Raw genomic sequence first — 13423 nt, 5'->3', positions numbered from 1 at the left:
CGCCCGGACGTGGTGCGTGAGCTTTACCGGATGGTGGCCGAGAGCCGCAATCTGGCTGAGGGCGTGCCGGCTATCTTTCCGCCGATCGGTCTCGAAGCGAACCGCAAGGGTTTGCAACTCGCAATCGATTGGGCGCTGGATCAGAAGATCATCGAGCGTCGCCTGACCGTGGACGAGTTGTTCGACGATGTGACTAGTAGCCTGAGGTAATCGCCGATGTCGTGTCGGAAGCAGCTGTGTTGAATTCTGAATTGAAGACGCTGCGATGGCGAGGTTGATTTGCCCTTGCAGAAAGCATGTCGTACCGGATCGCATAAAGTAGCAAGCTGCCGTCAAATAAAAACAGAAACGATTGGAGGTTGAGTAATGGAGACAACCCGACAAAACGGCCCACGCCCCGAGAATCGCTGGGGCATTCTCGTGCTGCTCGCGCTAGGGTTAATGATTTCATTCGTGGATCGCACGAGCATGTCCGCTGCGCTCGCGGATCATCATTTCATCAGCGAATTTACGCTGACGCATGTCCAGCGCGGATGGCTCGGCTCAGCCGTATTCTGGTCATACGGTTTGCTACAGTTGCCGATGGGCTGGCTGGTCGATCGCTATGGCGTCAAGTGGCCGTACTCGATCTGCTTTGTGGTCTGGTGTCTCGCAGCGGCCGCGACCGGCATGGTCGCAACGCTTTCCGCGCTGATTCTAGTGCGTCTTCTGATTGGCGCCGCTGAAGCCGTGGTCGTTCCCGCCACTTACCGCTATCTCGCCGACAACTTCAAGGAAACCCAGAAAGGCACGGCTCTCGGAATCTATTCGATCGGCGGGAAAATGGGACCCGCCCTCGGTGCGCCGATCGCGGCCTGGCTGATTGTGTCGAACTCGTGGAAAGTGATGTTCGTCGTTACCGGCCTGGTTGGGTTGATCTGGCTGTTGCCCTGGTTCCTGATGCTGCGCAATGACTTTCCTTCCAAAGCGGAGCTGGCGGCGGCGAAACAGCGGGCCGCATCGGTGCCGCTCGGCAATCTCCTCGCGAGTCCGGTGGTATGGGGTGGTCTGATTACCAACTTCTGCTACAGCTATTTCTCTTTTTACTGCATGACGTGGATGCCCGCATATCTGGTCGAGCAGCGCGGTCTGTCGTTGAGGCAGTCAGGCTTATATACGTTCTTCAGCTTCATCGGCATCGCGATCGTGGCGGCTCTGGCCGGATTCGCGGCAGACCGGTTGATCGCACGCGGGTACGACGCCGTGGTGGTACGCAAGTCGTTTATCGTTGCCGGGTTTATCGGCGGCACCACGGTGCTGCTGGGTGCTTATGCACCGTCAGAGCAACTGGCTCTGTTCTGGAATGTCGTTTCGCTGTCGCTGCTGGGCCTCGTGACGGCGAACAATCTGGCGCTCGTCAAACTGACTCTGATTCCGAAGCAGGCGGCGGGTTTGAACACAGGCTTGCAGCAGGTGGCGACCAGTCTGGCAGGTGGCGTGTCCGCAAGCCTGTCGGGATGGCTGCTTCATGTGGGAGGCAGTTACACATGGCCGATGCTGGCAATTTTTGTGTTCCTGCTGCTCGGTGCGACCAGCACGATGGTGCTGTTGCGGCGCAAATGGGCGCCGAAGGTCAATGACGGTGGTTTTGAAAAGCAGCAGGGGGAAGTGGTGGTGTAGCGATTCGCGTGTTGTGGGTCGACAGACCGGGATTAGGGCTGTGGTGCAAATGATCCACTACGGGATGACCAAAACCGCACAGATGGCGGTCGCGCGCGGGCTCGCCGAAGCCGTTGCCGGCACGGGTATCACGATCAACAGCGTGCTGCGGGGCCAACGAAATCGCGGGGAGTGGGTGAGTTCGTGGAGACCCTCGCAAAGGCCGACGGCAAATCGTTTGAAGCGTTCGAAAAGGAATTCTTCGAAAAGGTTCGTCCCACGTCGCTCATCAAGCGCTTTAGTTCGCCGCAGGAAATCGCGTCGCTCGTGGCCTATATTGCCAGTCCGCTTTCGTCTGCCACGACGGGAGCTGCGTTGCGAGCCGACGGAGGGGTCATAAAGAGCGCCTTCTAGAACGGCGCGAGCATGGGCCGGGCTCTTCACCTGTTTTTTCGATCAATATTCCGACGCAACCGGCCCGGCTGAAGCGCTCCATTTGTGAGCCATGTGACGATCAGCCATTGGTCGGGCTGATCTGCATCTCGCGCTGGTGGCGTTTTTTGTAACCTATTGGTAGCCCCAGAAAGTTGGATAGCGGCTGGACTTGAATGACGGGATTGACCGGTGTTGCATGATTAAGGGAGTGTCCGCTGTACCTCAGCAAGAGACGTCGTGGCCGCCGAGTGTTGAACGGCTGCTGAGGTTCGCCCCCCGACCTTCGCTGTCGCCGGTCACTCCTGTTCGATGCATCGATCAACACCTGGGAAGATCAGGGCTAGCGCAACGCGCGGACCTTGATGACGATTCTTGGGACCAACGCGATTCAACCTTGACGCCGGCGTGAGGCGACAATCGGCCAGTCGCCTTCGACTCTGACAATGGTCAACAATTTAGCCGGTGGCCACGTCAATGTTCTACGCAATCCCTGCGGAGGCGTGGATTCCAGTTCCGCATCCGTCACCAGTTTCTCGATCGCCAATCAGGGGCGCTCGATTTCGGAGTGTCAAATAGAATCGACGTGCGGGAGCGAAACGTGCTGATGATGCGCATTGTCTTGAGGAGGGCATATGTCCGAAGCGATGCGCTTGCTTTTTTCGACCGGGCCCGCGCGTCTCTCTGACGAAGACTGGGGTCGAGTGGAGCATCTGTTTCCTGCAGGCGGGCGCGCTCTGGGTCGTCCTCGAACAGATCCGCGGCAGATACTGGATGCCGTGCTCTGGGCTTGCTTTGACGAGCACAAATGGACTCGTTTGCCGGCTTCCTATCCTCCGCAACAAACCTGCTACATCACGTTCCTGAAATGGCGACGCTCAGGCTTGCTTACAGCAGTGGCCGAAGAGTTGACCATGCCATACGAGGCGTTCTGTCCGCTTGTGCCGCCCGGAAAATAGACGAGTATCGATGAGCACTGCGCAGGGTACCCAGTATTCAAGCAATAGCACCACGTGCTCAAGATCCGTAGCGGTTGCTGCAGCGAGGCCTTTCAGCCGCAGTAGCAAAGTAAAGGATTCCGAGACGGCCGGGACTCGGTGCGCAACGACGACGGCCGGGGGGAGAAGCCGACCATGTGTCGCGCGCAGTTGTAAATTGATACAGCTATTGCCCGGTGCTGTCTTCTGCAGATTCGCGCTTACCCTGAAGATCCAAAGGTCTTCTCCTTTTTCAGGTACGCGCAATGAACACTCTCTTTACTCAAACTCAAGTTGGTCCTTATCCGGTCAGTCACCGTGTCGTCATGGCGCCGCTCACACGGATGCGCACCGACGCGCAGAACGTCCCCGGCGATCTGATGGTCGAGTACTACGCGCAACGCGCTTCGTCGGGAGGCTTGCTGATTTCCGATGCGACATCCGTGTCTCCTCTCGGCTTCGCCTATGTGGGCGCGCCGGGCATCTACACCGAAGCACACGCACGCGGCTGGAGACGCGTTACCGACGCTGTCCACGCGAAAGGCGGACGTATCTTTCTGCAACTGTGGCATGCGGGACGACAGGCGCATCCTGCCAACATCGGCGGAGAATTGCCGGTCGCGCCTTCTGCCGTACGCGCCTATGAACACTCGGCAATTCACGACGAAAACGGGCGCGTTATCGAGATCGAGCAGGTCGTCCCGCGCGCACTCGCGCTGGAAGAGATTCCCGGAGTGATCGAAGAATTTCGTCACGCTGCGACGCTGGCGAAACAGGCTGGTTTCGACGGTGTCGAACTGCATGCCGCTAATGGTTATCTGCCCGACCAGTTTCTGCAGGACGGCTCGAATCATCGTACGGACGCGTACGGCGGCTCGCTTGAGAATCGGGCGCGCTTTCTGTTCGAAGTGATAGAAGCAATCGCTTCGGTGTGGGATGCAGACCAGATCGCCGTCCGTCTTTCGCCGGGAAGCTCGTACGGCACGATGTCCGATAGCGATCCGCATGCCACGTTCGGCTATGTCGCGCGTCGTCTGGATGGCTATGGTCTCGCGTATCTGCATGTCGTCGAGCCGCGTGTGCGCGGTAACGAAGACGTCGCTGCAGCGGCGTCCGCGGTCTCGGCGAGAGACTTGCGGCAAGTGTTCAAAGGCACAGTCATCGCAGCGGGCGGCTTTACTGCGGACAGCGCACATCGAATGATCGAAGCAGGCGATGCCGATCTCGTCGCGTTCGGGCGTCTGTTTATCTCCAACCCGGATTTGCCCGAGCGATTGCGCGTTGGCGCGCCGCTTAACCGTTACGACCGGTCGACGTTCTATGGTGGCAATGCGCGCGGTTACACCGATTATTCCTTCCATAGCGCGCGCCGGTGATCTGAACCGGACTGCACGCGTCTCAACCGGCCCCGCCGCAGAATCGTCTGCGGCGGGGCCGGTTGACTTTGCGGATTGTGTTCGTCAATCGGGCTTGCGGCGCGAATTGCAGAGCGGGCGCGAGGTGATCAAATTCATTGTCGGTGTTCTGACGCGCTAGACTCCCGGCTGAACAACTCGTAGCCACGACACGGACTTCAAGGTCCTCAAGGAGAAGCAGCAGCATGGACCGGATGGCAGCAATGGAAACGTACGTCAGCGTCGTGGAGGCGGGCTCATTCTCGGCAGCCGCCAAGCGGCTCAAGCTCGGGCAACCGGCTGTTTCGAAGTCGATCGCGCAACTCGAGGAGCGGCTCGGCGTGCGGCTCCTGTTGCGCTCGACTCGCGGCCTGACGCCCACTGATGCAGGTCAGCGCTTCTACGAGCATGCAAGGCGCGCAATCGAAGAAGTGGATCTCGCCGAGCATGTCGCGCGAGACGCGTCTACCGGACTGTCCGGCGTACTGCGCGTCAGCGCGGCCGTGACCTTCGCGCGGTTGCATATCCTGCCCGCGCTGAAGACGTTTCTGGACCGGCACCCTAACTTGCAGATCGATATCGTGCTGGACGATCGCACCATCGATCTGCTCGAACAAGGCGTGGACGTGGCGCTGCGCATGGGCTCGCTAGACGACTCGACGATGACCGCACGCCGCATTGCGCAAAGCCGTCGACGGGTTGTTGGAACGCCTGCGTATCTCGCTGAAGCGGGTGTGCCGAAGACGCCTGCCGATCTCAGCCAGCATCAGGTGATCGTGTATTCGTTGCGAGGCGGCGGTGAGTCGTGGGCGTTCAGCCAGCACGGCAAGGAAGTGGCGGTGGTGGTGTCCGGACGCGTCAGCGTGAGCGCCGCCGAGGGCATGCGTACGACCTTGCTCGGCGGTCTGGGCCTGGCGATTGCGTCGGAATGGATGTTCTCGCCGGAACTCGCCGACGGCACGGTGCAGGCCGTACTCACTGACTGGGAATTGCCCTCGATCGATCTGTGGGCGGTCTTCCCGGCCGGACGTCTGGTGAGTGCGAAGGCGCGAGCGTTCGTCGCCTTCGTGGAGGAGGTACTTGGCGTCACAGGCGACAACCAGGGCCGCGCACCTTCAGAAAGCGAGCTTGCCGATTGATGCACCGCCGTCGACGTAAAGCGTCTGACCGGTCATGAAACCTGCCGCATCGGATAGCAGAAACGCGATCGTCGCGGCAATTTCATGAGGCTGGCCAAAGCGCCCCATCGGCACTGCGGACAGATAGCGCTTCTCGCCGTCGCTGCCGGGCGGGTTGTTCGCGCGAAACAGCACGGTTTCGGTTGGACCCGGCGCCACGGCATTCACCGTAATGCCCGTGCCCGCCAGTTCCAGCGCCCACGAACGTGCAAAGCTCACCAGCGCTGCTTTCGCTGCTGCATAGGCCGTGCGTTGCGTCATGCCGAGAATCGTCAGGCTGGAAATGTTCACGATGCGTCCCCAGCCGCGTTCCTGCATGCCGGGAAGGAGCGCCTGTGCGGTCTGCACGGCAGGGTGGAGATTCAGCGCGAGAACGTCGTCGAGATCGTTTAGCGCGACTTCTCCCAGACGCTGCGGCCTGACTAGCGCGACGTTGTTCACCACGCCATCGAACGCATGACGTCGCACGAGGTCATCAAGGACCGCAGCGGTTGCAGCACGGTCCGCCAGATCGACGCGGACAAGTTCGCCCGGGAAATCGCCTGCTTCGCGCGCGAGGCCCACCACGTGGTGGCCGTCGGCAATCAGCCGCTCTGTCAACGCGAGGCCAATGCCTTTGGTCGCGCCGGTAATGAGAAATGTACGTTGTGTCATCAAATGTCCTTTGAGAGCCAGAAGGAACCGAAAAATCCGCGCCGGGTTCTCCGGCGCGGAGCGGCGTGGCAGTTGCCTGCGTTGAGCGGTAAGGCTCAAGCGTTGGCCGTCGCCTTTTCCAGAACCGGGAACATGTCCGACGGATCCGGACGACGCGTGTAATCCGGGTTGACCTCCGAATACAGCACGATCCCATCCTGTCCGATGACGTAACGCGCGGGCATCGGCAAGCTCCAACTCGGGTCGTTGTTGAACGCGGGCAGGTCGTTCTTCAGGTTTTTGTACAACTCGACCAGGTAGTCGGGCAACGCGAAGCGCAGTCCGAAGTCGGCACCAGTTTGGCCCTTCTCGTCGCTCAGTACAGGAAAGCCGAGTTCGTTGGTGCGCACGGACTTACGGCTATTGACCGGCGTCTGCGGCGAGATCGCCACGACGTTTGCGCCATAGGCCTGAATCTGCGGCAGCACGTCGTTGATCGCCTGCAATTCGATGTTGCAGTACGGGCACCACACACCGCGATAGAACGTCACGATAAGCGGCCCTTTCACCAGCAACGCAGCGGACGACACGTCTTGGCCGTTCTGGTCTTTCAGGTTGAAATGCGGCGCACGGTCGCCGGCCTTGATCGCGCGGCCAGCCTGGCCGCTCGCAATCAGCTCGGCTGTAGCGCGTTCCATCACCGGATGAATCTCCGGTGGTGCGTTGAACGGCGGTTTGCCTGCCTTGAAGTCGGCCCGGAATGCATCGAGTTTGTCTTGCAGTGACATGAGTGTTCTCCGTCGAGAGGAATAGATGGATCAGTGGATTCAGGCTGCGTTCTACGCTGCTGCGATGCGCGCCACCTCGGCCGCGGTGATGCCTTCGAGCGCGAGGCCGTAGCCGATGCCCTCGTCGATCACGCGACGCAGGCGTTGAGTCAGGCCGATGCGGGTGTATTTGGTGGTGAGCGGCGGTTGCTTCGCGATCGTCGCGGCGATGGTGTGCGCACGTTCGAGCAACTGATCCGCAGGCACGATCTCATTAACCACGCCCAGCGACTTCGCCTCTGCAGCGTCGAGCTTTTGCTGCGTGAGCACGAAGTACCGGCCGCGAATGCTGCCGATCATTTCCGGCCACAGCAGATGGATGCCGTCATTGGGTGCAATGCCGAATGCGGCGTGCGGCATGTCCTGGAACACCGTCTCGGGCGTCGCCACCACAATGTCACACAGCAGGACGTATTCCGAATGCAACAGGACCGGACCGTTCAGCGCGGCGATCATCGGCACTTCGATGTCCAGGATGTTCATCAGGATCTTGCGGCCTTCGCGGAAGATCTTGTCGTAGCCACGCGGCGTGAAGAAATCGAAACCTTCCGGCGAGATCGCGTCCATGAATGCGTCGCCGCTTCCTGTCAGGATCACCACGCGGTTATCCGGATCTTCGCCGATCTGATGAAACATATCGGTGAACTGTTCATGCGTGTGGCCGTTGAAGACGAGCTTCTCGCCTCCGGTATGGAAACGGACTTCGAGCACGCCGTCGGGTGTACGGGTCAGGCGGGCATTGGGATAAGCGTCTTTATAGCGATCGAACGTGGACATGGCGGGTTCTCGGTGAGCTTCGGTATGGGTTGGGCGGGAGCCGCGAGGGCTCCCAAAGACGGCTTAGGCAGCAGCCGCGACAGCGACCGGCTTGGTCCACTCGTTACCGGCCATGAAGCCGTCGAGTTCGGTGTGGACGATGTGGTTCGTGTAGTTGCTCATCACCTTGGTCGCCACGCCCAGAATCACTTCGAAGACGTTCTGACGGGTGTAGCCCGCGGCGAGGAACGCGTCGACATCGGCGTCGGGAACGAAACCCCGCTCACGCACCACGAGCGTCGTGAAGCGATGCAGCGCTTCGAGTTTTGCATCGGGCAGCGGCGTGCCGGCGCGCAGTGCGGCGATCACGCCGGCGTCCATCTTGATCATCTTTGCCAGCGTGCTGTGACCCGCCATGCAGTAGTGGCAGTTGTTCTCGAAGTTCGAGGTCAGGTAGACGACCTGCTGTTCGTGCGGCGTCAGCGTGCTTTTCGAGAACAGGTCCCACAGCGCCGAGTAACCGGCCAGCAGCGCGGACGACTCCGCCATATGCGCCTGGAGATTGGGCACGAAGCCGAAGGCGCGCTTCGTGTCTTCGAGGCTGGCTTTCGAGGCGGCCGGTGCGTTATCGATCGTGTAGGTTTGGAAGTTGCTCATCGTTTTGCTCCTGTTGGTTGACGGTGAGCAAATGATGAGGGTCAGCGCTTTTCCAAAGAAGGCAGGCGCTGTCGATAACAGTCATTCCACAGAGGCATAAAGCGAGGGGGCATTGAAGCGGGCTGACCGAAAAACGCTGACAGTCAACGCATCGGGAAGAATCGTTCAGGGTTCGGTCGACTACCTTCGATCATTCGATCGTTGGCATGGGACGGGCCGCTTCAACTTCGAAAGCGGACGCACAACTCGCGGGGAACCATTGGCTGCTTAGGGTCGACGAACGAAACCGCTCGCGCGGTAGGGGGCTCTGGCCAGCGCGTGCGGTTCATGGGAGGTCCGCCGCGCGGTTCCGTATGTTGGCGAATGAGGCAATCCGCCTCGTTCTCCAGCAGGAGCCCAATCACGACCTCCTCACAGACAAACGCCAATCCACTGCGCATGCGCATGACCGACGACATGCGCATGCGCCAGCTTTCACCGAAGACGCAGGACACCTATCTGCGCATCGTGCGCGAATTTGCCCGGTTTCTCGGGCGCTCACCTGACACGGCCACCGTCGAGGACCTGCGGCGCTACCAACTGCATCTGGTCGATCACGGCACATCGCCCGTGTCACTGAACCACGCGATTACCGGCCTGAAGTTCTTCTTCGAGGTTACGCTCGACCGGCCTGAGCTGATGCTCAGGATGCACCCGGTGCGCGTTCCACGCATATTGCCCGTCGTGCTCAGTCCCGATGAAGTGCGCCGCCTCATCGAGGCGGCCGGCAACCTGAAACACCAGACCGCGCTGTCGGTTGCATACGGTGCCGGGCTGCGCGCGAGCGAAGTGGTAGCCCTGAAGGTCGGCGACATCGATAGCCAGCGCATGACGATGCGCATCGAGCAGGGAAAGGGCCGCCGCGACCGCTACGCCATGCTCTCGCCGGTGCTGCTCGAGCGCCTGCGCGTCTGGTGGCACGTGGCGCGGGCCCAGGGCAAGATGCTCGATGGCGGGTGGCTCCTTCCCGGGCTCGATCCCGTCGACCCGCTCAGCACGCGACAGTTGAACCGCGCCATCCATGCCGCCGCCGAGGCCGCACACATCGACAAGCGCGTATCCATGCACACCCTCCCCCCTGCGTCACACTAGATGTCGCCTCTGAATTTTCTTGATTTGAAGAACTCAGAGGTGCAGGTTGAATGCGAAACAGACGTATTCTGTCGAATTCAGGGAGCAGGCGCTGGCAAAGGTCCTGCAACGAGGCAACCGGTCCGTAGGAACGGTTGCCTCGGAACTGAACATGAACGTATTAACCTTGAGGAAGTGGATCCGCGTGTCTAACGCCGCAAACCGCAACCCGGGGCCAGTCGATGCACGGCGCCCGGAAGACTGGTCTTTGGAAGAGCGCCTGCTGGCCTTGCAGCAGAGCCATGGACTGAGCGACGAGGCGCTGAACGCGTGGTGCCGTGAACGGGGCCTGTTTGCCCATCATCTGAACCAGTGGCGTGCCCAGTTCTGCTCGGCCGGCACCGCGAGCAGCGCACGTGCAAACGCTCCAGAGATGCGCGCGCTGAAACAGGCCAATGCGCAACTGCAGCGCGAACTGAAACGCAAGGAAAAGGCTTTAGCGGAGGCGGCCGCGTTGCTGGTACTTTCAAAAAAGTATCAGGCGCTGTTCAGGGACGAGGACGAATGACTTTCCCCGAAGAGCGCGCGACATTGTGGGAGCTGATCGGTGAGGCGACTACAGCCGGGGCTCGTCAGGCACGGGCATGTGCCGTGCTCGGGCTAAGCGCGCGCACCGTGCAGCGCTGGCAAGGCGGCGGTCCTGAAGCGGTGGATGGGCGCACCTTACGCCATCATGATGCTGTTCACAAGCTGTCGACCGATGAGCGCGCTGAACTACTGGCGGTGGCCAACTCTGTCGAATTCGGTCATCTGCCACCGAGCCAGATCGTCCCTCGCCTAGCCGACCAGGGCCGCTATATCGCGTCAGAATCGACGTTCTACCGGGTGCTGCGTGAAGAAAAACAGCTTGCTCATCGGCGCAGTGAACGACCAGCCCGGGCCCGCAGCAAGCCCCGCGCAGTATGTGCCGACGGGCCCAATCAGTTGTTCAGCTGGGATATTACTTACCTGCCGACGACAGTTCGCGGGCAGTATTTCTATCTCTATCTGTTCATGGACGTGTTCAGCAGGATGGTCGTCGGCTGGCAGGTCTACGCCGAAGAGAGCAGCGCCCAGGCCAGCGAGCTTCTAAAGGATCTATGTGCACGTGAAGCGATCAAACCGGGCCAGGTGATTTTGCATTCGGATAACGGCGGCCCAATGAAGGGTGCCACGATGCTCGCCACCCTGCAGGCTCTGGGTGTCATGCCGTCATTGAGTCGACCGGGCGTGAGCAACGACAACCCGTTCTCGGAATCGCTGTTCAAAACACTGAAGTATCGGCCGGCCTATCCTCTGCAGGCGTTCGACACTCTATTTGCCGCGCGCGCCTGGGTCACCGGGTTGGTGCGCTGGTATAACCACGAACATCGTCACAGCGCGATCCGTTTCGTCACGGCTGCCCAACGGCACGCCAATCTCGACCAGCAGATCCTCGATCGCCGCGCGATGCTCTACGAGGCGGCAAAGCAGCGCAACCCGCTACGATGGAAAGGCCCCACGCGAAACTGGAAGCGCGTACACACGGTCCACCTCAATCCCGATCAGACAGACAACTTCGAACCCATCAAACGCGAGCACCGACAGGAGCAAAAAGCCGCCTGAATTTAACCGTTGAGGCGACATCTAGCTTGAAATTCACCCCGCCCGTGACGCGTGCGCAAGTGCGTGCTGAAATGAGCCAGCTGGAAAAGGCCGGCTACAACCCGAGTACCGCAGGCGCGTTTTATCCGTCGGGACTGCAAGCGGCGGAAGCGCGTGTCGAGACGCAGAACCAGCGAAGCACGCGACCAACACATGATTTTCCGCATAAACGATGTCTATCTGGACATATGCGATACGTCATATCAGCAGCTCGGATGGGCGACCTTGGCCTTTCTGGTCGGATTTCCTGCGTTTGCCTATTTCGGTTGGCAAATTTCGCGGTTCACAGACCTCAGCCCGATTTTCTGGACGCTGGTTGTGCCATGTGCAATCGGGTGCCTGTTCTGCGCCGCCATTCTGTTCAAGGACTGCTTCAATTACCGGCACAAGACGATCCTATTCAATCGCAAGAACCGGATGGTTTACGCGTTCCGGCATAACGGCAAGGGCGGAGTTATCGAGGTACCCTGGGATAAAGCCTTTTTCTTCGCGCACAGGCAAACTTCGTCGCCGCTTTTAGGCGGTGCGCCGACTGTATTGAGATGCTTCGTCCTCGCTGAGGACGGCAAGACCATTATCAACACCTTCAGTTTTGGCAAGCGTTCGGTCAATGGCGGGTCGGAAACTTCGGCTTGGGGAGAGAAAGTTCTCGGACAGCTTCTGACTAACTTCGAGTTTGTTCGCAGGTTTATGGAGCAGGGCCCGGCTTCGCTTCCGCCGGTAAAAGACTATTTACCTGAGGGCCCGTCTCTCAAGGCGTCGGCGAGCGTTCTGTTTCATAATTTTCTGACTGTCCGCAAGGCTAATAAAGCCTTGTGGCTGTTGACGACCTTCATTGCCGCTCCTATGTCCCTGATGGTGTTGCTGCACTATGTGGCGCAGCTAACGAGCCGTGAACCGGTATGGCCGGAGGATGTGCAACGCGCCTCGCAGCCGTCTCCAGCGGTGGCTGTCTAACGCGAAAGAGGCACCCATGACGGCAATGTCAACTTGAAGACCGCGCTGGGTAGAATGGGGGGGTGAAGAAAAATCCCTCGCCGTATCACGGTTTCCGTTTTCCGGCCGCAGTTATCAGTTGCGCGGTGCGCTGGTACCACCGTTTCAACCTGAGCCTGCGTGACATAGAGGAATTGCTGCCCGAGCGCGGCGTCGTGGTCAGCTACGAGTCGGTGCGCAACTGGTGCGACCGATTCGACGCGATGTTTGCCTACCAGGTGAAAGCGGCCCGGCCGCAGCCGGGAACGACGTGGCATCTCGATGAGCTGTTCGTGAAACTGCGCGGTAAGCCGTATGTGCTGTGGCGTGCGGTGGATGAGCGCGGCGTCGAACTCGACGTGCTGCTGCAAAAGCGCCGTGACAAGACCGCCGCAAGGCGCTTCTTCAAAAAGATGTTGCGCTCATACCCGGTGCCCCGGAAGATTGTCACCGACCAGCTGCGCAGCTATCCGGCGGCAGGATCCGAGGTGCCGCAGCTGGCCGGCGTGAAGCACGTATTCGTGAAGGCCTCGGCCCGGGTCAATAACCGCGTGGAGAACAGCCATCAGCCGACGCGTCGGCGTGAGCGTCAGATGCAGGGTTTCCGTGACCCGCGGCGCACGCAGCGCTTCCTGTCGAACTTCGGCCCGATCCGTCAGCACTTCGCGCTGCCCCGGCACAGGGTGAGTGCGGCTAACCATCGCGCACAACTGCGGGCACGTTTGGCCAGCTGGTTCCAGTGGACGGTCGCTGAGCCGTCTGGTGTCGATCGCTAATCAACAGGAATCCTACTCATACTGCATTGGTACATGCCCACGTCGTCAACTTGACAAAGCCGTGGTGTGGGATGAACGCCTCTTTGTGATGCCGACGGTCGGACACGCCTAGATTAGGATGGTGATCGGCTAGCCTCGACGTGGCTTTAAATTTAATTCCCAATCGCCACTCGCAATGGCCATTGCAGTGCCTTCCTATATTCTCCATGTCTGGTTGCCAAAGCCGCGCGACTGTCAGTTTCCGTCAATTGCCTCGACAATTTGACATAAGATAATTTATCAACATTTTGCTTGTCAGAGCTTTTTAGAAATGTCCGGTTCTGGCTCATTAGAAATGTCCGGTTTCCTGCTCCGGGCTGACTGCTGTGGTGCATGCTGCGGCAACCC

12 protein-coding genes and 3 pseudogenes are annotated in these 13423 nt (G+C 59.9%); 10 read left to right on the top strand and 5 right to left on the bottom strand.

Annotated elements, in window-relative coordinates:
- The 6 genes and pseudogenes from LMG28727_RS33775 to LMG28727_RS33750 form a co-directional block, all read left to right on the top strand.
- Positions 1-210: pseudogene (locus LMG28727_RS33775) on the top strand (phosphate ABC transporter substrate-binding protein); the annotation flags it as partial.
- A gap of 156 nt (positions 211-366) precedes the next feature.
- Positions 367-1659, top strand: a complete 1293-nt coding sequence (locus tag LMG28727_RS33770) for an MFS transporter (RefSeq protein ID WP_201646637.1) — start codon at positions 367-369, stop codon at positions 1657-1659.
- 46 nt (positions 1660-1705) lie between these two features.
- Positions 1706-2052: pseudogene (locus LMG28727_RS33765) on the top strand (SDR family oxidoreductase); the annotation flags it as partial.
- Between the two features lie 653 nt (positions 2053-2705).
- Entirely contained in the window at positions 2706-3029 is a 324-nt protein-coding gene (locus tag LMG28727_RS33760; protein ID WP_201646636.1) for a transposase, read from the top strand.
- 284 nt (positions 3030-3313) lie between these two features.
- Entirely contained in the window at positions 3314-4423 is a 1110-nt protein-coding gene (locus tag LMG28727_RS33755; protein ID WP_201646635.1) for an alkene reductase, read from the top strand.
- Positions 4424-4647: 224 nt separating this feature from the next.
- Positions 4648-5580, top strand: a complete 933-nt coding sequence (locus tag LMG28727_RS33750) for a LysR family transcriptional regulator (protein ID WP_201646634.1) — start codon at positions 4648-4650, stop codon at positions 5578-5580.
- Here LMG28727_RS33750 and LMG28727_RS33745 read toward each other — a convergent pair.
- The 4 genes from LMG28727_RS33745 to LMG28727_RS33730 form a co-directional block, all read right to left on the bottom strand.
- The gene (locus LMG28727_RS33745) at positions 5557-6273 is read right to left on the bottom strand and encodes an SDR family oxidoreductase (RefSeq protein WP_201646633.1); all 717 of its coding nucleotides are present in this window, start codon (positions 6271-6273) and stop codon (positions 5557-5559) included. The two genes, LMG28727_RS33750 and LMG28727_RS33745, sit on opposite strands and share 24 nt — an antisense overlap.
- 95 nt (positions 6274-6368) lie before the next feature.
- Positions 6369-7040, bottom strand: coding sequence for a peroxiredoxin-like family protein (locus LMG28727_RS33740; protein ID WP_201646632.1), 672 nt, complete (start codon positions 7038-7040; stop codon positions 6369-6371).
- A 51-nt stretch (positions 7041-7091) separates the two neighbouring features.
- Positions 7092-7856 (bottom strand): enoyl-CoA hydratase/isomerase family protein, encoded by a 765-nt coding sequence (locus LMG28727_RS33735; RefSeq protein WP_201646631.1) that lies wholly within the window; start codon positions 7854-7856, stop codon positions 7092-7094.
- Positions 7857-7919: 63 nt separating this feature from the next.
- Complete coding sequence (locus tag LMG28727_RS33730; protein WP_201646630.1) at positions 7920-8492, bottom strand: carboxymuconolactone decarboxylase family protein; 573 nt, start codon at positions 8490-8492, stop codon at positions 7920-7922.
- A gap of 438 nt (positions 8493-8930) precedes the next feature.
- On the opposite strand from LMG28727_RS33730, the pseudogene LMG28727_RS33725 reads away from it, so the two are divergent.
- The 4 genes and pseudogenes from LMG28727_RS33725 to LMG28727_RS33705 form a co-directional block, all read left to right on the top strand.
- A pseudogene (locus LMG28727_RS33725) lies at positions 8931-9605 on the top strand (tyrosine-type recombinase/integrase); the annotation flags it as partial.
- Positions 9606-9669: 64 nt separating this feature from the next.
- Positions 9670-11246 (top strand): IS3 family transposase gene (locus LMG28727_RS33720; protein WP_201646628.1). Its coding sequence is split into 2 segments (ribosomal slippage): positions 9670-10129 and positions 10129-11246, totalling 1578 coding nucleotides; the frame shifts between segments, so codons are not numbered across the junction.
- A 192-nt stretch (positions 11247-11438) separates the two neighbouring features.
- The gene (locus LMG28727_RS33710) at positions 11439-12242 is read left to right on the top strand and encodes a DUF6708 domain-containing protein (RefSeq protein ID WP_236592572.1); all 804 of its coding nucleotides are present in this window, start codon (positions 11439-11441) and stop codon (positions 12240-12242) included.
- A 62-nt stretch (positions 12243-12304) separates the two neighbouring features.
- A complete protein-coding gene (locus tag LMG28727_RS33705; protein ID WP_201646625.1) occupies positions 12305-13036 on the top strand; it encodes an IS6 family transposase in 732 nt (243 codons plus the stop codon).
- A gap of 152 nt (positions 13037-13188) precedes the next feature.
- Here LMG28727_RS33705 and LMG28727_RS34470 read toward each other — a convergent pair.
- Positions 13189-13423: hypothetical protein (locus LMG28727_RS34470; RefSeq protein WP_236592568.1), on the bottom strand; the 235-nt coding region annotated here is incomplete at its 5' end.

Source organism: Paraburkholderia metrosideri (genome assembly GCF_904848625.1).
Lineage (GTDB): Bacteria > Pseudomonadota > Gammaproteobacteria > Burkholderiales > Burkholderiaceae > Paraburkholderia > Paraburkholderia metrosideri.
This window is presented reverse-complemented; position numbering and strand designations above follow the sequence as displayed.